At 70.9% G+C, this 24,236-nt stretch carries 23 protein-coding genes; 13 read left to right on the forward strand and 10 right to left on the reverse strand.

What is annotated here, in order from left to right:
• From AB0K15_RS42125 to AB0K15_RS42140, 4 genes are read left to right on the forward strand one after another with little or no spacing between them, the layout of a single operon-like run.
• Complete coding sequence (locus AB0K15_RS42125; RefSeq protein ID WP_364064751.1) at positions 1 to 480, forward strand: hypothetical protein; 480 nt, start codon at positions 1 to 3, stop codon at positions 478 to 480.
• Positions 477 to 1,319: a 3-methyl-2-oxobutanoate hydroxymethyltransferase gene (locus tag AB0K15_RS42130; RefSeq protein WP_364064756.1), complete on the forward strand. Its 843-nt coding sequence runs from the start codon at positions 477 to 479 to the stop codon at positions 1,317 to 1,319. Before AB0K15_RS42125 ends, AB0K15_RS42130 begins: the two co-directional genes overlap by 4 nt.
• A gap of 12 nt (positions 1,320 to 1,331) precedes the next feature.
• Positions 1,332 to 2,186, forward strand: a complete 855-nt coding sequence (locus AB0K15_RS42135) for an alpha/beta hydrolase (protein ID WP_364064759.1) — start codon at positions 1,332 to 1,334, stop codon at positions 2,184 to 2,186.
• Complete coding sequence (locus AB0K15_RS42140) at positions 2,183 to 2,764, forward strand: 2,3-bisphosphoglycerate-dependent phosphoglycerate mutase (RefSeq protein ID WP_364064762.1); 582 nt, start codon at positions 2,183 to 2,185, stop codon at positions 2,762 to 2,764. The genes AB0K15_RS42135 and AB0K15_RS42140 overlap by 4 nt, the downstream gene beginning before the upstream one ends.
• Here AB0K15_RS42140 and AB0K15_RS42145 read toward each other — a convergent pair.
• Together AB0K15_RS42145 and AB0K15_RS42150 are read right to left on the reverse strand one after the other, a co-directional pair.
• A complete protein-coding gene (locus AB0K15_RS42145) occupies positions 2,745 to 3,185 on the reverse strand; it encodes an RpiB/LacA/LacB family sugar-phosphate isomerase (protein WP_364064765.1) in 441 nt (146 codons plus the stop codon). The two genes, AB0K15_RS42140 and AB0K15_RS42145, sit on opposite strands and share 20 nt — an antisense overlap.
• 3 nt (positions 3,186 to 3,188) lie before the next feature.
• Positions 3,189 to 4,130, reverse strand: coding sequence for a hypothetical protein (locus AB0K15_RS42150; RefSeq protein ID WP_364064768.1), 942 nt, complete (start codon positions 4,128 to 4,130; stop codon positions 3,189 to 3,191).
• Positions 4,131 to 4,206: 76 nt separating this feature from the next.
• On the opposite strand from AB0K15_RS42150, the gene AB0K15_RS42155 reads away from it, so the two are divergent.
• Genes AB0K15_RS42155 through AB0K15_RS42170 form a run of 4 tightly spaced genes read left to right on the forward strand, consistent with a single transcriptional unit; the run spans position 4,207 to position 8,045 of the window.
• On the forward strand, positions 4,207 to 5,352 hold the full coding sequence (locus AB0K15_RS42155) for an alcohol dehydrogenase catalytic domain-containing protein (protein ID WP_364064770.1): 1,146 nt from the start codon (positions 4,207 to 4,209) through the stop codon (positions 5,350 to 5,352).
• Complete coding sequence (locus AB0K15_RS42160; protein ID WP_364064772.1) at positions 5,349 to 6,059, forward strand: 4-carboxy-4-hydroxy-2-oxoadipate aldolase/oxaloacetate decarboxylase; 711 nt, start codon at positions 5,349 to 5,351, stop codon at positions 6,057 to 6,059. Before AB0K15_RS42155 ends, AB0K15_RS42160 begins: the two co-directional genes overlap by 4 nt.
• Positions 6,056 to 7,054 (forward strand): amidohydrolase family protein, encoded by a 999-nt coding sequence (locus AB0K15_RS42165; protein WP_364064774.1) that lies wholly within the window; start codon positions 6,056 to 6,058, stop codon positions 7,052 to 7,054. Before AB0K15_RS42160 ends, AB0K15_RS42165 begins: the two co-directional genes overlap by 4 nt.
• A gap of 4 nt (positions 7,055 to 7,058) precedes the next feature.
• A complete protein-coding gene (locus AB0K15_RS42170; RefSeq protein WP_364064776.1) occupies positions 7,059 to 8,045 on the forward strand; it encodes an ABC transporter substrate-binding protein in 987 nt (328 codons plus the stop codon).
• 2 nt (positions 8,046 to 8,047) lie between these two features.
• Here the strand turns inward: AB0K15_RS42170 and AB0K15_RS42175 are convergent, their stop codons facing one another.
• Together AB0K15_RS42175 and AB0K15_RS42180 are read right to left on the reverse strand one after the other, a co-directional pair.
• Positions 8,048 to 9,292, reverse strand: coding sequence for an FAD-dependent oxidoreductase (locus tag AB0K15_RS42175; protein WP_364064780.1), 1,245 nt, complete (start codon positions 9,290 to 9,292; stop codon positions 8,048 to 8,050).
• Positions 9,293 to 9,395: 103 nt separating this feature from the next.
• On the reverse strand, positions 9,396 to 10,130 hold the full coding sequence (locus tag AB0K15_RS42180) for a FadR/GntR family transcriptional regulator (RefSeq protein ID WP_364064784.1): 735 nt from the start codon (positions 10,128 to 10,130) through the stop codon (positions 9,396 to 9,398).
• A gap of 178 nt (positions 10,131 to 10,308) precedes the next feature.
• Between AB0K15_RS42180 and AB0K15_RS42185 the strand changes: the two genes are divergently transcribed.
• Genes AB0K15_RS42185 through AB0K15_RS42195 form a run of 3 tightly spaced genes read left to right on the forward strand, consistent with a single transcriptional unit; the run spans position 10,309 to position 13,063 of the window.
• The gene (locus AB0K15_RS42185) at positions 10,309 to 11,181 is read left to right on the forward strand and encodes an ABC transporter ATP-binding protein (protein WP_364064789.1); all 873 of its coding nucleotides are present in this window, start codon (positions 10,309 to 10,311) and stop codon (positions 11,179 to 11,181) included.
• Positions 11,178 to 12,038 carry an ABC transporter permease gene (locus AB0K15_RS42190; protein WP_364064796.1) on the forward strand — a complete coding sequence of 287 codons (861 nt, stop codon included), beginning with the start codon at positions 11,178 to 11,180 and terminating at the stop codon, positions 12,036 to 12,038. The genes AB0K15_RS42185 and AB0K15_RS42190 overlap by 4 nt, the downstream gene beginning before the upstream one ends.
• A gap of 44 nt (positions 12,039 to 12,082) precedes the next feature.
• A complete protein-coding gene (locus AB0K15_RS42195; RefSeq protein ID WP_364064802.1) occupies positions 12,083 to 13,063 on the forward strand; it encodes an ABC transporter substrate-binding protein in 981 nt (326 codons plus the stop codon).
• A gap of 63 nt (positions 13,064 to 13,126) precedes the next feature.
• Here the strand turns inward: AB0K15_RS42195 and AB0K15_RS42200 are convergent, their stop codons facing one another.
• Positions 13,127 to 14,005 carry an AAA family ATPase gene (locus tag AB0K15_RS42200; protein WP_364064809.1) on the reverse strand — a complete coding sequence of 293 codons (879 nt, stop codon included), beginning with the start codon at positions 14,003 to 14,005 and terminating at the stop codon, positions 13,127 to 13,129.
• Complete coding sequence (locus AB0K15_RS42205; RefSeq protein WP_364064816.1) at positions 14,002 to 15,072, reverse strand: cupin domain-containing protein; 1,071 nt, start codon at positions 15,070 to 15,072, stop codon at positions 14,002 to 14,004. Before AB0K15_RS42205 ends, AB0K15_RS42200 begins: the two co-directional genes overlap by 4 nt.
• Before the next feature lie 97 nt (positions 15,073 to 15,169).
• Here AB0K15_RS42205 and AB0K15_RS42210 point away from each other — a divergent pair, with 97 nt between their 5' ends.
• Positions 15,170 to 16,414: an MFS transporter gene (locus AB0K15_RS42210; protein WP_364064822.1), complete on the forward strand. Its 1,245-nt coding sequence runs from the start codon at positions 15,170 to 15,172 to the stop codon at positions 16,412 to 16,414.
• 100 nt (positions 16,415 to 16,514) lie between these two features.
• Positions 16,515 to 18,821, forward strand: a complete 2,307-nt coding sequence (locus AB0K15_RS42215) for a protein kinase (RefSeq protein ID WP_364064828.1) — start codon at positions 16,515 to 16,517, stop codon at positions 18,819 to 18,821.
• A 6-nt stretch (positions 18,822 to 18,827) separates the two neighbouring features.
• Here AB0K15_RS42215 and AB0K15_RS42220 read toward each other — a convergent pair whose 3' ends face one another.
• The 4 genes from AB0K15_RS42220 to AB0K15_RS42235 are packed head-to-tail and all read right to left on the reverse strand — an operon-like array spanning position 18,828 to position 24,199.
• Positions 18,828 to 20,816 (reverse strand): hypothetical protein, encoded by a 1,989-nt coding sequence (locus AB0K15_RS42220; protein WP_364064835.1) that lies wholly within the window; start codon positions 20,814 to 20,816, stop codon positions 18,828 to 18,830.
• Complete coding sequence (locus AB0K15_RS42225) at positions 20,813 to 21,619, reverse strand: CbbQ/NirQ/NorQ/GpvN family protein (RefSeq protein WP_364064841.1); 807 nt, start codon at positions 21,617 to 21,619, stop codon at positions 20,813 to 20,815. Before AB0K15_RS42225 ends, AB0K15_RS42220 begins: the two co-directional genes overlap by 4 nt.
• The gene (locus tag AB0K15_RS42230) at positions 21,616 to 23,085 is read right to left on the reverse strand and encodes a hypothetical protein (RefSeq protein WP_364064849.1); all 1,470 of its coding nucleotides are present in this window, start codon (positions 23,083 to 23,085) and stop codon (positions 21,616 to 21,618) included. The genes AB0K15_RS42225 and AB0K15_RS42230 overlap by 4 nt, the downstream gene beginning before the upstream one ends.
• Before the next feature lie 22 nt (positions 23,086 to 23,107).
• On the reverse strand, positions 23,108 to 24,199 hold the full coding sequence (locus AB0K15_RS42235) for an ABC transporter ATP-binding protein (RefSeq protein WP_364064856.1): 1,092 nt from the start codon (positions 24,197 to 24,199) through the stop codon (positions 23,108 to 23,110).
• Positions 24,200 to 24,236: the final 37 nt, after the last annotated feature.

Here is a 24,236-nt window from a genome sequence, read left to right on the forward strand (position 1 = left end):
GTGTCGCACCAGGGCTTGGTCAGCAGTTGTGCCCGCGCGGCGACCGCCGAGGAAGCGGCTTTCCGGATCGACTACCCGTTGTCGGCCGCCCGCAACACGCGGGTGGTGGCGCTCGACGACGTGGCGAGGGACATCGTCGGGCGAGCGGCCGCCGAGGAGTGGGCGCAGGCGCGGTTCTACTCGGCTTCCGGCGCCGGTGACGAGCTCGTCACCATGACCGGCGACCGGGTGGCGCTCACCGACGAGCTGAAGGACAGCAACACCGTCGTGCTGGTTTCGGCCACCGGGGAGAACGCGGAGGCGGCGGCCACCATCGGTGCGGCCTGCACGGTGCGCGGGATCATGACCGCAGGCCTGGTCGTGACCTCGGACGGGGTCGCGAACGAGGCGCTGTTCTCGCTGCGCCCGCACGCCCGGATCCTCTTGGTGCCCGCAGAAGAGGACGACCTGTTCGAACTGCTGAAAGCGACGCGCGCATGAGCCCCCAGAGCGATCCGGCCGGCAAGGTCACCATCCCGGCGCTGCAGGCGATGAAGGCGCGCGGCGAGAAGAGCGTCTGCATCGTCGCCTGGGACTACCAGATGGCGCGCATCGCCGACCGGGTCGGCGTGGACATCGTCTCGGTCGGCGACACCGTCGGGGTCAACCTCTGGGGACAGGCGCATCCGCTCGAGATCACCTTCGACGAGGTGCTCGTGGTCGCGAAGGCGGTGCGGCGAGGGGTCCGGCGAGCGCTGCTCAGCTGCGACTTCCCGTTCGGCCCGCTGCAGCAGGGCGCGGCCAGCGCGGTCGACGCGGCGATCCGGCTGGTCAAGGAGGCGGGCGTCGACCTGGTCAAGCTCGACGGCGCCGCGGACTTCCCCGACGCGGTCGAGGCCGTCACCAGGGCGGGCATTCCGGTTTTCGCGCAGTTCGGGATCACGCCGCAGACCGCCCTGAAGTACGGCATCGAGTACTCCGCGGCCAGCGTCGCGCAGGTGCCCGACGGGATGCTCGACGAGCTGGTGGCCGAGGCCAAGCGGCTCGAGTCGGCGGGCGCGGTCGCGCTCAACTTCACCAACTCCGGCCCGGTGGTGGGGCCGGCGGTGGTGGACGCGGTGTCGATCCCCGTGCTCGGCGGGTTCGGGGGCGGGCCGTGGCTCGACGGGCGCATCCGCATGGCGACCGCGGCCATCGGCTACAACGCGGCCGATGTCGACAAGGACCTCGACTCCTACGCCAATGTCGCCCGGGTCGCGTTCGACGCCCTGGCCGGCTGCGCCGCCGACATCCGCGGCGGCAGGCAGATCCGCGGTGGCATCAAGGTGCCGCAGAGCTGAGGAGAGGTTCGCATGCCCGTGGTCGTGCTGGACGGGATCGCCACGCGTTACCGGATCGTCGGTGACGGCCCGCCGCTGCTGATGTTCAGCCCGGGCGGTTTCGATTCCACTTTGGACAACTGGACCGGCTTCGGGCGCTACCGCGACCTGGGATTCCTCGACGCGTTCGCTCCCGAGTACACCTGCGTGGTCTTCGACCGGCGTGAATCGGGGCAGTCGGGCGGCCGGGTCGAGCGGCTGGAGTGGCCGGCGTACGCACGCCAAGCGCTCGGGCTGCTCGACCACCTCGGCATCGACGCGGCGCACACCATGGGCGGCTGCGTCGGCTGCTCGACCGCCGCGGCGCTCGCCGTCGCGGCACCGGAGCGGGTGCGCAGCACGGTGCTGTTCTCCCCGGCCGGCGGGCCCCGCTACCGGATGGCACAGCACCGCCGGTTCGTGCGGCACCTCGCCTACGTCGCCGAGCACGGGCCGGCGGCGGTCGTCGACCTGGCCCGGTCGACGACGGCCGGCTTCAGCGCCGACCCGCGGGTGGGTCCGTGGGCCGCGCCGCTGCGCAGCGACGAGACCTTCGCGAAGGCGTACGCGGCCTTCGACCCGGCTCGCTACGACCTGCTCGTGACCGCCTCCGTGCGCGGCCTGTTCGACCGCGACACCGTCCCGGGCGTGGAGCCCGAGGACCTGATGACCTGCGACGTGCCCGCGTTGATCGTGCCCGGGCAGGACAGCTCGCACGCCCCTTCGGCCGCGCGCTACCTCCAGGAGTGCCTGCCGGTGCACGAATACTGGGATGTTCCGGTGGCCGAGCAGACCGCCGCCACCGCGCCGGCGCGAGTCCTGGAGTTCCTCCGCGGGCACGACCGGTGACTCGGCTCGTCCTGCTTCGCCACGGTGAGAGCACCGCCAACGCGGGGGACCTGTTCGCCGGGCACCTCGACGTCCCGCTGACGCCGGCGGGGGTCCTCGAAGCGCGTACCGCGGCGGAAGGACTGGCCGGCTGGTGCCCGGACGTCGTGCACTCCTCGCCGCTGGCCCGCGCCGCCGACACCGCCGCGATCGTCAGGAGCGTGCTCGCGCCGACCGTCGCGGCCGTGTACCACCCTGCCCTCGTCGAGCGGCATTACGGTGCGCTGCAAGGACTTCGCCGGGCCGACGCGCGGGCGCGGTTCGGTGCCGAGGTGGTGGCCCGCTGGCGGCGGTCGCCGGAGGGTGTACCGCCTGGCGGTGAGAGCCTGGAGATGCTTCACCAGCGGTTGCGGCCGTACTGGCAGGAGGTGTTGCTGCCGCTGCTGGAATCGGGCCGTCCGGTGCTCGTGGTCGCGCACGGCAACTCGCTGCGCATGCTGCTGGCCCACGTGAGCGGCCTGGACGTGCGGGAGGCGATCGGCGCCGAGGTGCCGACCGCCGTCCCGCTGCGGCCGGAGATCAGGCTTCCAACGCGGTGATCTGGTCGATGCGGTCCTGATGCCGGCCGCCCTTGAACGGAGTCGACAGCCACAGCGCGAGCAGCCTTTCCGCTTCGTCGTCGGTGATGACCTTCGTGCCGATCACGAGCACGTTGGCGTTGTTGTTGCCGCGCGAGATCTCCACCATGAACGTGGTGTGCCCGAGGCCGGCGCGCACGCCGCGGATCTTGTTGCAGGCGATGACTTCGCCTTGCCCGCTGCCGCCGAGCACGACGCCGGCGTCCGCGCGGCCGTCGGCGACCCGCCGGCTCACGTCGGCGCACAGCGGCGGGTAGTCGACGACGTCCGTCGCGCTGTGCGAGCCGCGGTCGGCCACCTCGTGACCGTGGGCGGTGAGCCAGGCGGTGAGGCGCTGCTTGAGGTGCACGCCGTGGTGATCGGCGGCGATCGCGATCCGCATGGCTCAGCCCACCAGTTCGCGGGTCGCGGGCGCGAACATCGAGTCGACGTCCACCGGTTTCGTCAGGATGTGTTGTGCCACGGCCTGTTCGACGAGGAGGTCGAGGATCGCCCGGTTGGGTTCGATGCCGTAGGGGAGGGGGTCGGTGGTGCCGGTCTCGGCCATCACCCGGGTGTACATCCGGTCGTCGGCGGTTTCCGCGACTCCGGACCGCAGCCGCTCGACGTAGCGGCGCTTGGCCTCGGCGAACGCGTCGAACAGAGCCGCCGCGACGCCCGGGTGGGCGTCGAGGACCTCGTCCTTGACGACGACGAGGTGGTTGATCGGGTAGAAACCGCGTTCGCGCAGCGCCGCGAAACCGGCGTCGGCGGGTCCGGCGAGCAAGGGCACGGCTTCGGGCGAATCGACCTTCGTGTTGACGACGGCGTCCAGTTCGCCCGCCAGCAGCATGTCCGCCAGGTTCTTCCCGGCGCCGGCCGGCTCGACGTTCCCGGGCGGGCGGTAGGACTCGACGTGTTCGTCGCCGCTGAGCACCCAGGTGACCGAGTCGAGGTCGAGCCCGTGCTCGATCGCCATGATCGCGCGGGCCCACACGCCGGTGGTGACCGTGTAGCCGCGGTTCACGCCGACCCGCTTCCCGGCGAGCTGGGCCGGTTCGGTGATGCCGGAGTCCTTCCGCACCAGGATCGCGCCGTGGTGGAACCCGCGAACCAGGAAGACCGGGAGCGCGGTGAAGCGCACGCCGTGCTCGCGCGCGGTGAGGTAGGTCGTCAGCGCCATCTCGCAGACGTCGTAGGCGAGCTCGCGCACCATCCGCCGGAACCCCTGGACGAGGACCGGTTCTTCCTTGAACGCCAAGGGAAACCCGGCCGGGACGACCTCGCCGGCCGTCAGCGCGCGGTTGTTGCCCTGGGTGCGGGTCACGGTCAGCAGGTGCTCGGCCATCGGTCCTCGCTTCGTATGGTGGACTACCTCACTGATGGTATATTGGGCTGTCCATTCTGCCAAAGAGGGAGAACCGATGGTCCAGACTGTGCAGGCGGCGGTCCGCGTCGCGCCCGGTACGACGGAGATGCAGGAGTTCGACCTTCCGTCGATCGACGACGACTCCGCTCTGCTGCAGGTGGAGGTTGCCGGAATCTGCGGGACGGACGTGAAGATGTACGCCGATCCGCCCGCCGTGATCCAGGGCCGGGTGATCATGGGGCACGAGAACGTCGGTGTCATCGCGCAGGCCGGGCCGCGGTTCAAGCGACGCCACGGGCTCGACGAGGGCGATCGGGTGTTCGTCGAGCACTACGTCGGCTGCTTCAACTGCGAGTGGTGCCGGCTCGGCGAGTACCGGCACTGCGAGGCGACGGACTGGCGGACCAACCCCGACGGCCGCCGGTTCGGTTACACCTCGGCGGAGAACCCCGGCACGCTGTGGGGCGGCTTCAGCGAGTACATGTACCTGCCCTGGAACTCCGTGCTGCACAAGATCCCCGACACGGTCACGCCCGAGCTCGCCGGCCTGGTCATGCCGCTGTCCAACGGCATCGAGTGGGCGCTGCTCACCGTCGGCGTCGGGTACGCCGACACCGTGCTGATCCAGGGCCCGGGCCAGCAGGGCCTGGCGCAGCTGGTCGCGGCCAAAACCGCCGGTGCCGCCAAGATCCTGGTGTCCGGCACGACGCGCGACAAGCACCGCTTCGACCTCGCGAAGGAACTCGGCGCCGACGAGGTGATCGACGTGCTCACCGAGGACCCCCGGGAGAAGGTCATGGACCTCACCGGTGGCCGCGGCGTTGACATCGTGCTCGACTGCACCTCCCGTGCCGGCACCGCGCCGGTGCTGCTCGGCGTCGACGTCCTCAAGCGCCGCGAAGGCACGCTCCTCATCCAGGGCGAGCTGGCCGCGTTCCCGGACTTCCCGGTCAAGAAGGTCACCGAGAAGGCGATCACGATCAAGTCCGCGCGCGGGCACTCGTTCCGCGCCTGCGAACTCGCCGTGGACCAGCTCGCCTCGAGCCGCTTCCCGCTGGAGAAGCTGGCGACCCACCGCTACGGCATCGACCAGGTCGACCACGCCATCCGCGTGCTCGCCGGTGAGACCGACGAGGACGCGATCCACATCTCCCTGATGCCCTCCCTGGTCGGCCGGGCCGGTGGGGCGGTCGCCCGATGAGCGGGGTCGTCGTCACGAACCCGCCCCGGACCGCTCCGGAAACGCGCGACGGCCTCGGCCGGTTCGGGGTCGCCACCGTCCACGAAGCGCAGGGCCGCACCGGGCTGATGGCGTCGTCGCTGAACCCGATCCACCCGGGTTCGCACATCTCGGGCACGGCCGTGACGGTGAGCGTGGCGCCGGGCGACAACTGGATGATCCACGTGGCCGTGGAGCAGTGCCGGCCCGGTGACGTGGTGGTCGTCGCGCCGACCTCGCCGTCGGACGCCGGCTACTTCGGTGAGCTGCTGGCGACCTCGCTCAAAGCGCGTGGCGTTCGTGGCCTGGTCATCGACGCCGGCTGCCGCGACATCGCCGAGCTGCGCGCCCTGCCCTTCCCCGTCTGGTCGCGGGCCGTGTCGGCCGAGGGCACGGTCAAGGAAACGCTCGGGTCGGTGAACACCCCCGTCGTCTGCGGCGGCCGGCTGGTCGAGCCGGGTGACGTGATCGTCGCCGACGACGACGGCGTGGTGGTCGTGCGCCGTGCCGACGCGGACGACGTCCTCGCGGCCTCGACGGCGCGGGAGGACAAGGAAGCGCGCCTGCGGGCCCGCTACGCCGCCGGAGAGCTGGGCCTCGACGTCAACTCGATGCGTGAGCGCCTCGCGCGCAAAGGCCTGCGGTACGTGGAGCACGACGAGTACGTCAAGGAGGGGCGCGGCCGGTGATCATCGACAGTCACGGCCACTACACGACAGCTCCGCCGGCGTTGAAGCAGTTCCGCGAAGCCCAGCTGGACGGTGCGCGGGCGACACTGGCGCCGGTGACCGACGACGAGCTGCGCGAGAGCGTCGAGGGCAACCAGCTGCGCGTGCTGCGGGAGCGTGGCGGTGACCTGATGCTGTTCTCTCCCAAGGCCTCGGGCATGGAGCACCACGTCGAGGACGCCGGTGTGGCGACCGCCTGGGCGCGCGCGTCCAACGACCTCGTGCACCGCGTCGCCGAGCTGTACCCCGAGCACTTCGCCCCGGTCGCGCAGCTTCCGCAGACTCCCGAGGGCAACCTCGGCGGCGTCGTGGCCGAGATCCGCCGGACCGTCGGGGAACTCGGCTTCGTGGGCGTCAACCTGAACCCGGACCCGTCCGGCACCTGGGCGGGCAAGCCGATCACCGACGACTCGTGGTTCCCGGTGTACGAGGTCCTGACGGAGCTCGACGTGCCCGCGATGGTGCACGTCTCGACCGCGTGCAACCCGAACCACCACACGCTCGGCGCGCACTACCTCAACGCCGACACCAGCGTCTTCACCCAGCTGCTCGAGGCGAAGCTCTTCGACCGGTTTCCCGGTCTGCGCCTGGTGATCCCGCACGGCGGGGGCGCGGTGCCCTACCACTGGGGCCGCTACCGGGGCCTGGCGATGCGCAACGGCTGGCGGGACCCGGCCGAGCTCCTGCCGAACGTCTTCTTCGACACCTGCGTCTACCACCAGCCCGGCGTCGACCTGCTGCTCGACGTCCTGCCCGCGAGGAACGTGCTTTTCGCGTCCGAGATGCTCGGCGCGGTCCGCGGGGCCGACCCGGAAACCGGCATCGCCTGGGACGACACGAAGCAGTACGTCGACCGCGCCGGTCTCGCCGCCGAAGCTCTGGCGGCGGTGTACGAGGACAATGCCCGCCGGGTCTACCCCCGGCTCGACCGGCGGCTCGCCGCCGCAGGAAGGTGATCCGATGAGCCGGCTGAACCTCACGTTCGCGTGCGGCGACTACGACCGCACGCGCGCCATCGAGGACGGGTCGATCCGGCCCGACGGCATCGACCTGACGTACCTGCGGCTGCCGGTCGAGGAGACGTTCTTCCGCATGCTGCGCCACGGCGAGTTCGACGCGTCGGAGATGTCGCTGTCGACCTACGTCGCCTCGCTCGACCGCGACCCGGCGCCGTTCGTCGCCCTGCCCGTGTTCACGTCGAGGATGTTCCGCCACGGCGGGATTTTCCTCAACACCGCGGCGGGCATCGAAAAACCGGCCGACCTCGTCGGCAAGCGGATTGGCACGCCCGAGTTCCAGCTCACCGCGGGCGTCTGGATCCGCGGCATCCTCGCCGACGCGTACGACGTGCCGCTCGACTCCGTCACCTACCTCACCGGGGGCCAGGAAACGCCGGGGCGGATCGAAAAGGGCGCCGTCTCGACCCGCTTCGACGTCCAGCCGATCCCGGCCGGCCGGACGCTGTCGGAGATGCTGGCCACCGGCGAGATCGACGCGCTGCAGAGCCCGCGGATCCCGAGCTCGTACGTCGCCGGCGACGGCCGCGTCGCCCGGCTCTTCCCGGACACCGTCGCGGCGGAGAAGGAGTACTACGCGGAGACCGGGATCTTCCCGATCATGCACGTGGTCGCCCTGCGCCGCGAGGTCTACGAGCGGCACCCGTGGGTCGCCCAGTCCCTGACGAAAGCGCTCACGGCGGCGAAGAACGAGGCGTACGCCCGGATCTACGACGCCTCGGCGCTGCGGTTCATGGAGCCGTGGCTCAACCAGCACCTGGAGGACGCGCGGAGCCTGCTCGGCCCCGACTACTGGTCCTACGGGCTGGAAGCCAACCGGCACGTGCTCGACGTGTTCCTCCGCTACCACCACGAGCAGGGGCTCTCGGCTCGCCTGCGCACCGCGGAAGAACTGTTCGCGCCCGAGTCGACGGAGTCCTTCGTCATCTGATCTCACGCCGCGCGGAGGAACTCCTTCAGCGCCACCTCGGTGTCGGCCGCGACGTGCGGTGGGACGGTGCGGCCGGCCTCGAGGAGCTTGCGCACCGCCATGTAGTCGCGGGGCGCGTTGACGGCGTCGATCGCGATGAGGCGTCCCCCGCGGTAGTAGAAGAGCGAGAACCGTTCACTGCCGGGGTCGCCCCGCAGCACGGTCTCGTCGTAACCGCTGCTGATCCCGGCGATCTGGAGTTTCAGATCGGCCTGGTCGGACCAGAACCACGGGATCCCGGTGGCGGGAGCGGCCAGGCCGAGCAGGCTCGCGGCCGCGGTCTTCGCCTGCGCGATGGCGTTGGGGACGGACTCGAGGCGGAGGGCGCCGTGCTCGGGGTGCGCCACGATCGTGCAGTCGCCCGCGGCGACCACGCTGGGGGTGCTGGTGCGGGCGGACTCGTCGACCAGGATCCCGCCGGCGCAGGCGAGCCCGAGCTGCTCCGCGAGCTCGGTGTGGGGGACCAGGCCGATCCCGACGACCACGACGTCGGCGGGGATGGTGCGGCCGTCGGAGAGCCCGACACTCCTCACCCGGTCGCGGCCGAGGAGTTCGGTCACCCCGGTCGACAGCACGACTTCGGTGCCGCGCCGCCGGTGCGCGGCGAGGTAGAAGTCCGACACCTGCGGCGCGACGGCGCGGGCGAGCAACCGGTCGGCCGCTTCGACCACGGTGACGTTCCGGCCGGCGGCGATGGCGGCCGCGGCGGCCTCCAGCCCCACGAAGCCCCCGCCGACGACCACGACGTCGCGGGCGGCCGAGAGGTCGTGCCGAAGCGTCGTCGCGTCGTCGACGTCGCGCAGGTAGTGGACGCCGGCGAGCTCGCTCCCGGGGATCCGCAGGCGGCGTGGAGTGCCCCCGGTGGCCAGGGCGAGCCGATCGAACTCCATCGTCCGGCCGGACCGCGTGACCGCGACGCCGTCACCGAGCCCGGGATCGGTGAGGGTGATCTCGTCGATCCATTCACCTCGGACGAGCTCGATCCGCTGAGCTTCGTAGAAGTCCGGGCCGCGCAGGGCCAGCCGCTCCTCGGGCAGGTCCCCCTTGAGGAACGCCTTGGAGAGCGGGGGCCGTTGGTAGGGCAGCCGGGTTTCCCCGCCGAGCAAGGTGATCGGTCCCGAAGCACCCAGCTTGCGCAGCGAGGCGGCCAGCTCCACTCCCGCCTGGCTCGCGCCCACCACCAGGGTGCCGCTTCCCTTCACCGCCATGCCGTCACCACCCTGCTCTCGGTTGGCTAGTCCATTAGACCTTAGCGGAAGGCAGCGTCCGGTGCGAGAGGAGTTCCCGAGGGTGGTGCGGGGTTTCCGGCTGCTACTCGACCTCGTGCGACACGCGCTGCGCGGTCCGGGCGATGTGCTCGCTCATGACCCGCTGGGCGGCGGCGAGGTCGCGGTTGCGGATGGCCTCGGCGAGCTCCCGGTGTTCACCGGTCCCGCGCTTCCCCATGATGGGGGCCTGTTCGCGGGCCTCCCGCAGGGACATCAGGAGCGGGCCGTGGAAGCTCTGGATCAGCATCGTGAGCGCGGTGTTGTGGGCACATTCGGCGAGCCGGATGTGGAACCGGGCCGAGATGTCCACTGTGTACTCGCCCTCGTCGACGGCGTGCTGCCCCTCCTCGACGAGCTTGAACAGCGCGTCGATGTCGTCTTTGGTCGCCCGCTCGACGATCAGGGGGAGGGCGCCGATCTCGACGATCTTGCGCGCCTCGGTCACCTCGCCGGCGGTGAGCACGGACATCGACAGGAGATCGGCCAGGCCCTCGCCGACGCGGTCCGTGCTCGGCGCGGTCAGGAAGGCGCCGCCGTGAGCGCCCACCTTGATGGTGACGAGCCCGGTGGCCTCCAGTACGCGCAGCGCCTCGCGGACGGTCACCCGGCTCACGCCGAAGCGCTGGCACAGATCGCGCTCGCTCGGCAGCCGGTCGCCGGGGGTGAGGGAACCGTCGCGGATGAGGACCTTGATCTGGTCCACGATGACCTGGGACACCCGCGAGGTGCTCACGCGGCTGAAGAGGTCGTCCTTCTCGCCGCGCCCTGTTGCAGCCATGTCTCCACCTCGTCATGGTCGATGCCGGAAATGCACCGTAGTTTAACAGTCAATGGTCTGACCTTACGGCACTAGGCCTGGTCAGGGGTGGCCGCGCTGCTCCGGCCGGTCACGACCTGGCCAGAAAACTCAGTTGGACCATTGCTTTGGACTGACAATTAGTCCTACGCTCCCCTCCATGCTGAGCCGAGACAAGCCGGCACTGTCCAGAACGGCAGGCCGTGATGCTGCGCACATCGATGTGGGGGCCACGGGCGGGATCGCACACCTCGAGGCCCGGGGTGTCGCCATCGAGTACGCCAAGCCTGGCTCGAAAGAGGTGACGACGGCCGTCGAGCGGTGTGACCTGACCTTGGAGCGCGGGGATTTCGTCTGCCTGGTCGGGCCGTCCGGCTGCGGCAAGACCACGTTGCTCAACGCGGTCGCCGGGTTCGTCGACCTCGCCGAGGGTGATCTGGAGCTCGACGGCCGGCCGATCCCCGGTCCGGGACCCGACCGGGCGATGGTGTTCCAGCACGCCAACTTGCTGCCGTGGCGGACCGTTCAGGCGAATGTCAGCTACGGCCTCGAGCTCACGAAAAAGGTCAAGAAGCCGGCGGCCAAGAAGCGCGCCGACGAGCTGCTGGAGCTGGTCGGGCTGGCCGGTGCGGGACAGCAGTACCCGGCGCAGCTCTCCGGTGGCATGCAGGCCAGGGTCAACCTCGCCCGCGCGCTCGCGGTCGAGCCGGAGATCCTCCTGCTCGACGAGCCGTTCGCCGCGATCGACGCACAGACTCGCGAGGTGCTCCAGGTCGAACTGCTCAGGGTCTGCGCCGCACGAGACGTGACGGCGCTGTTCGTCACCCACGACATCACCGAAGCCGCGTTCCTCGCGGACCGGGTGTGCGTGTTCAGCCCGCGGCCCGGTCGCATCGTCAAGGAGATCACGGTGCCGTGGCCGCGTCCGCGGTCGCACGAGATCCGGCGGACGCGGGAGTTCTCGCAGCTTCGGGACGAGATCGCCGATGTGCTCTACGGCGCCAAAGCCGGCGCCGGGGAGGGAGCCCGATGAGCGTCACCTCTTCGCCGAGGCCCGCCTCGCGGATCGAGTCCCGGCGGGCGCGCCACAGCCCTCGCGCGGGCCAGGCGGCCCGCCGGCGGCTCCCGTCGTGGCTCAGCGAGCAACGCCTGTTCGGCATCGGGGCCGTCGTCTTGGTGCTGGTCGCGTGGGAGGTCATCGCGCTGCTGCGGATCCAGCCGCAGCTGATCCTGCCCGGGCCGGTCGACGTCATCAACGCCTTCGGCGCGATGATCCAGGGCGGGCAGATCTGGATCGACCTGTGGACCAGTGCCCAGGAACTGCTGGCCGGCCTCGCGCTCGCGGTGGTGATCGGCCTGCCGGTGGGGCTGCTGATCGGCTGGTACAAGCGCATCGCCTGGGCGCTCAACCCCTTCGTCAACTTCCTCTACGCCACGCCGCGCATCGCGCTGACACCCCTGTTGATCATCTGGCTCGGCATCGGCAGCTCCTCGAAGATCGCGATCGTCTTCCTGATGGCCCTGTTCCCGGTGCTCATCAACACCGCGCAGGGTGTCCAGTCGCTCGAACAGGGAACCGTCCGCGTGGCGCGGTGTTTCGGCGCGAGCGACCTCCAGCTGTTCCGCACCGTCGCCCTGCCCGGCACCGTCCCGTTCATCGCCAGCGGGATCCGGCTCGCCGTGGGCCAGGCGCTGATCGGTGTCTTCGTGGCCGAGCTCAGCGGCGCGCAGCACGGCGTCGGCATGACGATGAACACCGCCGGCCAGCAGTTCCAGACGGCCACGGTCTTCGCCGGCCTGGTCATCTTCGCCGCGGCCGGGGTGATTCTCACGGCACTGCTGCGCCGGGTGGAGAACCACTACGCGGCCTGGCGCCTGAGCAACGACTGACTGCGGTTCCCCCTCCCCACCACGATTCCCAGAAGGACAGAACAATGAAGTTCAAGTCTGGCGCCTTCGGCGTCGCCTTTTCCGTGGCGCTCGCGACGTCGTTCCTCACCGCCTGCGGCGGTTCGTCGGACGCCGGAGCCGACGGGGTCGTCACGGTCAGCTACAGCGAAGAGGTCGCCGACGAGCTGCCCCTGTGGATCGCTTCGGAAGCCGGCTACTTCAAGGAGCAAGGGCTCGACGTCAAGCTCATCAAGCTCGACAGCAACCAGGGGTACCCGGCGCTCATCTCCGGCCAGACGCAGCTCGCCTCGATGGGTGGCTCCCAGATCGTCGCCGGCACCGCGGCCGGCGGTGACGTGAAGGTGCTGGCCGCGCTCACCCCGGTGCTGCCGTACCAGATCTACGCGAACGTGCCGACCGCCGCGCAGCTGCGCGGCAAGAAGATCGGCTACACGACGAAGAGCGGATCGCAGTACATCGGCACCCTGCAGGCGCTGAAGAAGCTGGGCATCAACCCGACCGACGTGAACCTGGTCCCGCTGGGCTCGGTGACGAACGTCAACAACGCCTTGCTGGCCAAGACCATCGACGCCTCAGCCACGCACCCGCCCGCGAGCCTCAAGTTCGAAGACGCCGGGCTGCACATGGTGATCGACATGGCCAAGGAGAAGATCCCCAACATCAACGTGGGCATCTCCAGCACGTCCGAGTACCTCAAGGACCACCCGGACGTCGTGGGGAAGTTCATGGCCGGTCTCAAGAAGGGCTTCGACCGCGAACGCTCCGACGAGGCGTACTCGACGAAGATCCTCGGCGCCCACCTCGGGGTCACCGACCAGCGCGCGCTCGACGCCACCTGGAAGTACTACGCGGGCGAGGTGCTCACCGACCCGCCGGTGGCCACGGTGGACCAGTTGAAGTCGTCGCAGCAGTCGCTGGAGGGCTCGGTGAACGGGGTGGACAAGGTCGACCTCGCGTCGCTCATCGACTCGTCCTTTGTGGACAAGGCGTTCGGCGCCAAGTAGTTCGCCCGCACGGAAAACGCGCGGTGCCGGGTCGTCGACCCGGCACCGCGCGTTCGGCCGTCGTCAGCCGTCGAGCTGCGTCGCGCGGCGCAGGTCGTCGGCCGTGAGCTGCTCCGGGTCGAGGGCGACCTCGGTCCGCAGCGTCAGCGCCGCGAGGATCGACTTGCGGACCCGCCGGCCGTCGAGACCGCGCAGGCCCTTCGCCAGCTCCGCACGGAGATCGGCGTCCCGGGCGAGCGGCTTCAGCCCGGTCCACTGCTCGGCCAGCTCGGTCAGCGAGGACGCCACGATCCGCTCGACGACCTCGTCGTCGGGCAGCGTGGTGCTCATGACCAGGTCGGCCCGGGAGAGCACCGCCTCGTCGACCGCGTCGACGAAGTTGGTCGTGGCCACGAGAACCAGGTGCGGGCACTGCGCGCGAAGCTGGTCGAGACCGGACAGCACGGCGTCCGTCGCGCGGTGCACGTCGACCGGGTTGGTCTCGAACGAGGCCGAACTCCGGCGCACGGCGAGCGCTTCGATCTCGTCGATCACCACCACGGTGTGCGGTCGCCGCGCGGCGATCTCGGGCAGGGTGTCGAGGAACAGCCGCGAGACGGCCCGCTGGCTTTCGCCGAGCATGTCACTCGGGAACGCGTGCGGGTCGACCTCGACCAGCGTGGTGGCGCCGCGCGGGGCCATTTTCCGTGCGGCGGCCTGCGCGAGCCCTTGCGCGAGCGTCGTTTTGCCCGTACCCGGGGGGCCGGCCAGCACGATCAGGCCGTGCGGCGCGCCGGAGAGCCCGCCGAGCAGCCGGCCCTGCCGCAGGACGAGCAGCGCGGTGCCGAGCAGCCGCTCCTTGGTACCCGCCGGCACGATCATCGAGTCCCACGGCCCGTCGTGGTGGTCCGAGGGGAGCGCGTGCAGCCCGATGACTCCGGGCGGGAGCGTCCGCTCGCTCACGGCCAGGACGGCCGGTCGAGGGCGGGCCACACGACCGTGTTGACGTCGCCGGCCTGGGCGTCGCGGATGTGGTCCGGCGGCTCTTCGAACAGCACCGCGGGATCCATCAGCGCCCGCATCGTCTCGAGCAGGCTGTCGAACATGTGGATGCGCACGACCCGCGCGGTGTTCTCCTTCGAGTCGTTGAAGTGCTGGTGCCACAGGAAGTGGTCGACCACGATCAGGTCGCCCTTCTTCCACGGGTGGTTCTCCCCGCCCTCCGGCTCGGTGCCGAGGTAGGAGTGGCCCTCGCCTTCGACCACGTACAGCCAGGCCTCGCCGGCGTGGCGGTGCATCGACTGCTGCCGGCCCTGGCCGATCTCGAACATCGCCATCGTGATGCCGGACGCCTGGTACCCGATGGCGCGGTCGAGGAGGAAGGTCGTGCGGGTACCGCGCGGGGTGTTGAGCATTTCGAGCTCGTCCCAGTCGGTGTGGAGCCGACCGCTGCGGCGCTTCTGCTGCTCCTTGCCGAGCCGGCGCAGGCGACGGGCGTACGCGTCGTCTCCCTGCGCGTCGGGAGCGCTGAACTCGGGCCGGCCCGGGAGGTTCTCGACCGGCTCGTGCCCGCGGTCGTCGAGGATCGACATGCCCATCGTGGCGAGCAGCGGTTCGCTGGAGAAGGTGAGGTAGCGGAACGTCTCGTCGTTGTCGTTGCCCGAGCGGTGCCACGCCCACGCCGGGATGTGCGCCGAGTCGCCGGGGGCGACGGTCACGCGTTCGCCGTCGATCTCGATCCAGCCCCGGCCGCCGACGCCGAGCGCCATGGCGTCCCAGGAGTGCCGGTGGATCGTGGTGACGACGCCGTGGTCGACCTCGTGCACGAGGGCGTCGATGGAGCGCGTCGGGTTGTCACCGTCCTCGCCCATGTAGACGCCGGTGCGCATGCCCCGCGCGGTCTTCTCGAGGGCGACGTCCTCGCTCCGGATGATCGTGCGGTGGTTGTCGCGCCAGTCTTCGAGGAACTTCGCCCGCCGGGCTTTCTGCTGGTGGTAGTGGGTGGTCTTCGTCGTGGTCTTCGTCGACACCGAGCCTCCTGATTGGGCGGACCATTTTACCTTTCGCATTGTGGTCCGCCGGGAGCTGCGCGGCAAGCGTGGACTTTTGGTCATACCATCAGGCATTATGGCGGGCATGAAGGTCGCCGAGGTCCTGCGCAACCGCGACTTCGACTTCTACTGGGGTGGCGTCGTCCTGTCGCAGATCGGCAGCCGGGGAACGATCGCGGCCAACCTCTACCAGGTCTACGAGCTCTCCGGTTCGGTGGCGCAAACCGGGCTGGTGGGAGCCGCCCAGGTCGTGGCGCTGGTGGTGCTGAGTCCCTTGGCCGGCGTCTACGCGGACCGGGTGGACCGGCGCAAGCTCCTCCAGTGGTCGCAAGCCGTGGCCATGGTCGTGGCGCTCGCGCTCGCCGCGACGAGCTTCACCGGCCACGCCGACGTCGTGCAGGTGGTCGGCTCGGTCGTGCTCACCACCGCGGCGGCCAGTTTCGACCAGCCCGCGCGCCAAGCCCTGATCCCGGCCCTGGTCCCGCGGGCTCAGCTGCCGCAGGCCTTCGCGCTGCTCAACCCGTCCCGGGAGCTCGCAGTGCTCCTCGGCCCCGCGCTCTCCGGGGTGCTCATCGCCGTCAGCGGGCCGGGCCTGATGTACGCCGTCGACGCGGTGACCTACCTGCTGCTGATGATCACCCTGGCGCTGCTGCGGATCCCGCACCTGCCGGGGTCGGGCGAGCACATCACCCTGCGGCAGCAGTTCGCGGAGGGGGTCCGGTTCGTCCTGGGGCGGCGGATCGTGTGGCAGATGGTGCTGCTCGACCTGGTGGCGACCGTCTTCGCGGCGTACCGGGTCCTCCTGCCCACACTGGCGATCGACCGGTTCCACCTGGGCGCCACGGCGTACGGGCTGCTCTCGTCGGCCCCGTCGGCAGGAGCGCTCGTCGCGACGTACACGGTCTTCCGGGTGGTCGACCGCAGCAAGCGGCTCGGCAAGGTCCTCCTCGCTTCGACGATCGCCTACGGCCTGAGCGCGGTCCTGCTCGCCTGGGCCGGCGGGCTCGTGGTCGCACTGGTCGCCTGCCTGCTGCTCGGCGCGTTCGACGCGATGGCCACGACGATCCGCCAGGCGGCGGTGCAGCTCGAGACGCCGGATGCGATGCGCGGGCGGGTTTCCGCGATCTACCAGATGGCCTCACGCGGCGGGCCCGCCCTGGGCGACACGGTGATCGGTGCCGTCGCGGCGGCGGTCGGCCCCGTGCTCGCGCTCATGGTCGGCGGACTCGCGACCGCCGCCTTCGCCGTCGGTCACTTCGGCCGGGCCAACCCGGTGCGCAGGTACGCCGCCGCCCGGGCGGAGGAATCCGAGCCGGCGTGACCCGTGAGTGTGACGGTTTCGCACTGAATGCCACATTCCGGTAGTGCCGGAGCACCGGTCGTGGTCTGATGTCCTCCGCGATTCGCGGAGGGGGCGGGGGATGGGCGACACCTGGCACGTGCCCGGGTTCACCGAGGTGGACGTGCTCGGCATCGGCGGCTTCGGGCGGGTCGTGCTGGCCAAGCACGAGGCGTCGGGGCGGATGGCGGCGATCAAGTACCTGCGCGCGGAGTACCTCGCCGACGCGCGGATCGCGGACGGCTTCCGGCGCGAGGCGTGGCTGCTGTCCGGCGTCCGGAGCCCGCACGTGGTCCGGCTCTTCGACTTCGTGGAGACGCCGGACGGCGCCGCTCTGGTCATGGAGGCCGTGCCCGGGGTGTCGCTGCGCGCGCTGCTGGCGGCGGAGAACGTGCTCGCCCCCGAGGCGGCGCTGGCCATCCTGAAGGGCTCGCTGCTCGGCCTCGCCGACGCGCACGCGGCCGGGGTGGTCCACCGGGACTACAAACCGGGAAACGTGCTGGTGTCGCGGGAAGGCGAGTCGAAGCTGGTCGACTTCGGACTCGCCACTTTGGACGGTCACAACGGGCTGACGGCCGGTTCGCCGTCGTACATGGCGCCGGAGCAGTGGTCCGGGCAGCCCGGGGTGCCCGCCACCGACGTGTACGCGGCGACCTGCGTGTTCTACCAGTGCGTCACCGGGCAGGTGCCGTTCCGGGCGGACACGACCGAAGGGCTGCGTTCGCTGCACCAGGCGGCGCCCGTGCCCGTGGACGCGGTGCCCGAGGCGTTGCGTCCGCTGATCGCGCGGGGGATGGCCAAGGACCCGGCGTGGCGACCGGCCACCGCGGACGCCTTCGTGAGCGAGCTGGAAACCGTCGCCCGCAAGGCCTACGGGAAGAACTGGGAGAAGCGCGGCTGGAAGCGGCTGGCCACCTCGGCCGCCGCGCTGACGGCGCTGACTCCGTTGGCGCTCCTGGCCACGGCCGGCACGGCCGCCGCACCGGTCGGCGCCGGCACGGCGGCCGGGATCGCGGGCGGGGTCGGTGGCGGGGTGCCGGCCACGGGTTCCGGGGTGGGCGCGACCGCGGTGATCGCCGGCAAGATCGCCGCGGCGGTGCTGGTCGTCGGCGCGCTCGTCGCCGGAGGAGTGGCGATCTTCGCCCACCACGACGATCCGCCCGCGCAGGCGGCGGCGCTCACCGTCAGCCTCCAGACCACGTCGGGGCGGGATCCGGCGCTGCCGGTCACCTACGACCTCCAGTTCCCGCAGGTGTCCGGCGGCCAGGATCCCACCGTCCGGCAACGGATCAACGACGCGTTGCGGGCACCGGTCGACAAGCGGCTGAAGGCGATCCGCGACGGGGTGGCCGGCAATCGCGAGATGTTCCAGGAGCGAGGGGACACGGCCGCGGCGCACACGACGGCGCGGATCCTGCTGCGGACGCCGAGCCTGCTTTCCGTGCGGTACGACCACGATCTGGATTCGGCCGTGCTGTCGCACACGACCTGGCGGTTCCCCGAAACGGTGAACGTCGACCTCGGCACGGGACAGGTGCTCGGCCCGAAGGACATGTTCCGGCCCGAGGTGCTGACCGCGGCCGGGATGCGGACGCTGACCCAGCGGCTCGAGCCGGTCACGAAAAACGGGTTCTGCCGGGTCCCCACGATCGACGGTGCGGGGGAGAAGGTCACCATCGACGCGGCCGATCGCGGCTCGGGCGCCGACCATGTGCCGGGCGCGGCCATCGGGTTCACCGCGACCGGCGCAGAGTTCGAGATCCAGTGGTACGACCTCGGCTGCGACACGGCCTCCGGGAAAGAGACCGTGACCCTGCCCTACAACGGGATCGGCGACCTGTTGCTGCCGAAGTTCCTGACGATGCTCGGCAAACCGGCGCCCGCCTCGTCGCCTCCGGCTTCTCCGCCGCCTTCGACGTCGCTCTCCCCGACGCCGACGACGCCCTCGCTTGATCAGTCAGCGGAGGGGCCGACGTACACGAACCCCCGGTTCGGGTTCACCGCGCTGATTTCCGAGAGCTACCTCGCGACCCCGTACACCCCGCCGAACGGGGACGGGATGACGTTCAGCAGCTCCGACGCCGACGCGACGCTGGCGGTGTGGGGCGCCAATTCGACCCAGTCCGCGGCCCAGGCGCTGGCCGGCGCGGTCGCCGCGGTGGAGGCGGACGGCGGACAGGTGACCTACCAGAAGGTCGAGGGCGACCGGTACTCGGTTTCCGGCTACCAGGGCGACGGCAAGATCTTCTACGAACGCGGGTTCACGGGATCCGCTTCGATGGCCGCGTTGCGCTGGGTCTACCCGCGGGAGGACAAGGACCAGTTCGACGGGCTCGTCACCTCGACGGTGGAAGGGTTCCGGCCCGGCGACCTCTCCCGGCCGCACTGACTCCCGCTACGCGCGCCGGGCGGTGACGTACAACCGCGCGAGGGCCACCGGCAGGTCACGCGGATCGGCGATCACGTGGTAGGTGTCGGGATCGCACATCGTCCGCAGGTAGTCGCCGCCGGCCGGGTCGACGGTGATGAGGTACGGGCGGACCCCGGCGAGCCGGGCTTCGGCGAGCGCGCGCGTGGTGTCGGCGAGCGCGTAGTCCAGCACGGCGTCCTCGCCGTACTGTTGCCCGTAGTCGAGGTCGAACGGACGGCCGTCGGACACCAGCACGAGCAGCTTCGAAGGCGCGCCGTGCGTGGCGAGCCGGCGGGTGAGATGCCGGATGGCCGGGCCCATCCGAGTGGTGTGCTGCGGCACGAGCCCGTCGAGGCGGCGCAGCGTCGCCGGGGTGCGCCGCTCGTCGAGGGACTTCACGACCGAAACCACGACGTCCTGGCGGCCGGTGCCGGAGAACCCGTAGATGCCGTAGCTGTCGCCGACCCGCTCCACCGCTTCGAGGAGCAACGCCACCGATTCCCGCTCCAGGTCGAGGATCCGGCGGATCCCGTCGTCGCGCTCGGGCAGGCGTTCGGCCGTCGACGAGCTCAGGTCGAGCGCGAACGCGACGGCCACCTCGCGGGCCACCGGTTCGAGCGCGCTGTACACGGCTTCCCCCGGCGTCCGTCCGGTCCGCAGGTCGGCCATGGCCTCGACGCAGGCGTCGAGGTCGAGGTCGTCGCCGTGGCGCAGCCGCGTGCGCCGGCGGCGCCCGAGCGGAGCCATGCGTTCCAGCTGCGCGGTCAGCGCGGGCAGCAGTGCGCGGTTGCGCCTGAGCGCGTCGCGGTGCGCGCGGCCGCTGCGCCCCGAACGGGGCCGTTTCTCCCGGACCAGGCACCAGTCGGCCAGGTACCGCCCGGCGCGGTGGTCCCACTCCGGATAGGCGAACTCGTGCCGTCCGCTCGCGTGGACGGGCCCGGCTTCCCCGTGGTGGTGGTCTTCCAGGTCAGGGCCGTGGTCGTGCGGCAATGGCTCCGGCGGGCGCTGGACCGCCGTGACGTCGACCTGTCCGCTCTCGGCCGCCATCGAGCGTTCGGTGAACTCGTCGGCCGCCTGGCCGTCCTCGCCGGTCGTCCGCAGGATCGCCTCGGTGAGCGGCATGCCGGAAGCCGCCAAGCCGAGATACCGGGGGCCGGGCACGTCGCGGTAGCGGACGGGCGCGAACCGGACGTCGAACACCTCGTCACCTTCGAGCCGGAACTCGGGACCGGGCAGCGGGAAGCCGTCGTCCACATCGGACTCGGTGACCACGACCCCTTCGTCCGGTCCCGCCGCGGGCGCGAGGTTGGGCAGCCGTGCGAGCAGGCCGTAGCACCGGATCGCCGCCTCGGCCGCCGATTCCACAGTGGACTCGCGATGGGCCAGTACCCGGGCCACGGCGGCCATCCGCGTGACCGCCGGATGCAGCGACCGCGGCAGCCGGAGCGAGGTGGCGCCGAGACTCAGCCGGACCAGCGCCTCGGCCGCCGCGGAACGGGCCGGCAGCCCGGCGAGGTCCGGTCTCGTCGCCAGCTCGTCGTCGCGCACCCGCTCGTAGGCCGGTGCCAGACCGGGGAACAGCCGCAGGGCCGTGGTGTCCAGGCGCAGGTCTTCGAGCACGGTGAACACCTCGACCGCGAGCGCCGTCCGGCCGAACAGGCCGGCGAAGCGGTCGAGCCCGCCGCGCAGACCGGCCGGGCGCAGCCGCCGGAAGAACGGCTCCGGCCGGTCGAGGTCGAGCTCGAAAGTGCCGAGTTCGTGGTGCAGCGCCCGGTGCGTCAACGCCACCTGGTACCACGACGGGCCCGAGTGCACGTGCGACGGGAGCCGCACGGTCGTCGCGGTGTCGGGTCGCTGGCGAAGCTCCGCATCGTCGTCGTAGGGCACCAGTTCGCAGCCGCGCCCGCACAGCGCCCGGTAGTACAGCGAGAGCGAGCCGGTCCGCTCGCTCAGGTGGGCGGGAGCCGCCGTCATGCCGCGAACACCGCGTGCGTCACCTGCCGGACGGCGTCCTGCACGTCCCGGTCGTCGCTGGTGGCCAGCACGAGTGCGAGATCGCACGCACGCCGCGGTGCGACCCCGCGACCGATCAGCGCGCCGGCGTGGACGAGCAGCCGGGTGCTCGGGCCCTCGACGAGATCGGCGGCGTCGAGGTTGCGGATCCGGGCGCCGAGCGCGGCCAGCGCCTCGGCCACGTCCGCGGGCACGCCCGCTTCGTGCGCGATGATCTCGGCCTCCAGATCGGCGTCCGGGTAGCCGAACTCGATGGCCAGGAACCGCTGCCGGGTGCTCGGCTTGAGATCCTTGCTCGCGACCTGGTAGCCCGGGTTGTACGACACCACGAGCAGGAAATCCGGGTGCGCCGTCACGGTGGTGCCCAGCCGTTCCAGCGGCAGCGTCCGCCGATGGTCGGTCAGCGAGTGCAGCACCACGGTGGTGTCCTTGCGGGCTTCGACCACTTCGTCGAGGTAACAGAGCGCACCGGTGCGCGCGGCCCGCGTCAGCGGCCCGTCCAGCCACGTTGTGCCCTCGGCCGAGAGCAGGTACCGGCCGACGAGGTCGGCCGCGGTGAGGTCGTCGTGACAGGTGATCGTCACTAGCGGCTCGTCCGGCGGTGTCCCGGTGCGCTGTTTCGCGATCTCCCAGGCCATGTACTCGACGAACCGGGTCTTGCCGCACCCGGTGGGTCCCTTGAGCAGCACCGGGATGCGCTGGTCGTAGGCGGCGCGGAAGAGGTCGACCTCGTCGCCGGCCGGCAGGTAGAACGGCGCGGTCACCGGGCGAACTCCCCGTTCTGCTCGCGGCGGATCCACGACACCGGGTCGGGCGCGTAGTCCCGGTGGTATTCCCCGGGGTAGTTGATGCCCGGCACCGCCGGAATCCAGTCGTACTCCAGGTGGTGCGTGCCGCCGAGGCTGCTGGCGAGCCGCACCACGCGCTCGGAGTCGAGCGCCGTGATCCGGCCCTTGTCGATCAGCTTGACCCACTCGCCGGTGCTGCGCCGCCGGATCTCGTAGGTGGCGAACAGGTTGTGCACGTGGGGGAAGTGCATCGTCGGCAACTTGTGCTCCTTGGCGTAGGAGAGGAACGTCTGGTCCCAGTGCTCGGCGCCGAAGCCGAAGTGGATCACGCCGGCCTGCGCGCGCTCGGGCAGGTTCGTCCAGGAGTCGTTGTAGTTCCACAGGGTTTCGATCTGGCGGTAGCTCTTGGGGTTGGTGCCGATCGACGCGTCGTTGAAGTACGCCCAGCCCGGATAGGGGAAACCGGGGTAGTGCGTGTCCCGGTAGCGTTCCACGACCTCGCGCCACAGTTCGCCGTAGCGGCCGCCGCCCTCGATCTTCGTGATCATCCCCGACTCGACGGTCACCGACGCGTGCGCGAAGTAGCCGGTGTGGTTGCTCGTCCCGCCGATCACGCCGTTGAGCGTGGGCATCAGCGTCTTGGCTTCGCGCAGGAAGGTCTCGGCCGGGTGGCCGAACCGGATGCCCTGGATCGTCGAGCCGAGGATGTGCCCCGAGATGTAGGCGCCCTTGGGCCACAGCTGCGCCTGCTGCGGGGTCACCTGCCAGCCGAGGTCCGTCCCTTCGGGACTCGTGATGCGGACCTCGGCGGCGTCGCGGAACGCGTCGACCACCATGAGGTCCACGGTCCGCCAGATCTCGTCGGGGATCCCGTTGGCGCGGGAGATGAAGTCCTCGTAGGTCGAGTACACCCAGTTGTTCCGGATCCGCTTGCCGGCGGCGCGTTTCCAGTGCGAGCGACCGGCTTCGCCCGCGTAGACGCCGGTGTAGCCGGGGCGGTCGTCGAGGAACCGCTTCAGCGCCGCCGCGGCGACGTTGAACTCGATGCCCTCTTCGATCATCGGCGGCAGCCGGTCGGTGATCTCCCGCCAGCCCTCGGCCGCGCTGTAGGACTTCACCTCCATGCCGAGGTCGGTCACGTCGATGCGGTCCACCTTCGCGACGCCGATCTCCAGCAGCGCCTGGCGGATGGCCTGGAACACCAGCTCGTGCTGGTGCGGGAACGTGACGATCAGCAGCTCGTCGCCGGGCCGGACGTCGCCGAGCGCGGACCGGCCGTACCGGCGCCGCACGTGCGCCCGCGCGAGCGGCATCAGCTCCTCGAGGTCGTCGGTGCGCTCCTGCAGCAGGTACCCCGGGAACCGCGGCGCCGGGTAGTCGAAGCCGGGCAGCGGTGCGGGGACGCCGGGAGCCTGTGCGGACAGGGGATACGGGGCGGTCATCGGCGGCCGTGCTCCTCTCGGGTCAGTGCGCGGGCAGGACGATCGCGTCCTCGGGCTCGGGCTGCAGGAAAATCGGGTCGCCGTGGGCGAGGCCGACCTTCTCCTTGTAGACCCGGACCTTCAGCACGTCGTCGCCGAGCCGGACGTAGTAGTCCCAGCAGTCGCCGTGGTAGATGCTGAACTCCACCGTGCCCTTCCAGGCTTCGGCGTCGTGCTGCTTGCGGGAGAACCCGAAGCTCTCGGGCCGCATGAATACGCTGACGGTGTCGCCCGCGCTCAGCCCGGAGCCGGCGCGGCAGACCAGCCGGCCCGGACCGACCTGCACGCACACCCCGGTGTCGGACACCTCGGTGACCACGCCGGTGAGCGTGTTGGAGACCCCGAGGAAGCGCGCGGTGAACTCCTGCTGTGGCCGGGTGTAGATCTCCTGGGGCCGGCCGCGTTCGACGATCGAGCCGCTGTTCATCACCACCACGTCGTCGGAGACCGCGAGGGCCTCGTCCTGGTCGTGGGTCACGAACACCGTGGTGATGCCGAGCCGCTGCTGCACGGCGCGGATCTCGTCGCGCATCCGGTCGCGCAGCCCGGCGTCGAGGTTGCTCAGCGGCTCGTCGAGCAGCAGCACCTTCGGCTCGCGCACCAGGGCGCGGGCCAGCGCGACCCGCTGCTGCTGGCCACCGGACAACGCCGGGGCCGGGCGCTCGGCGAAGTCGGCCAGGCCCACGAGGTCGAGCGCGTCCAGCGCCTTCTTGCGCGCCGCGGCGGCCCGGACCCGGGGTTTGTTGACCCGCAGGGGAAACATCACGTTCTGCACCACCGACATGTGCGGCCAGATCGCGTACGACTGGAACACGATCCCGATCGGCCGGCGGTGCGCGCCGGCGAACACCCCGTTGCGCGGGTCGGAGACCATCTTGCCGTCGAGCTCGATCGAGCCGGCGTCGGCGCGTTCCAGCCCGGCGATGAGCCGCAGGGTGGTGGTTTTCCCGCAGCCGCTGGGCCCCAGCAGGGTCACCAGCTTGCCCTCGGCGATCTCCAGGTCGATCCCGTCGACCGCGTTGGCCGCCACGGTCCGGCCCGGGAATCGTTTCGTCAGTCCGGTCAGCCTGATCATCTTCGGATCCCATTCTCCTGCGGGTTGGTTGTCGGGT

Source organism: Amycolatopsis sp. NPDC049253 (assembly GCF_040678995.1).
Taxonomy (GTDB): Bacteria; Actinomycetota; Actinomycetes; order Mycobacteriales; family Pseudonocardiaceae; genus Amycolatopsis.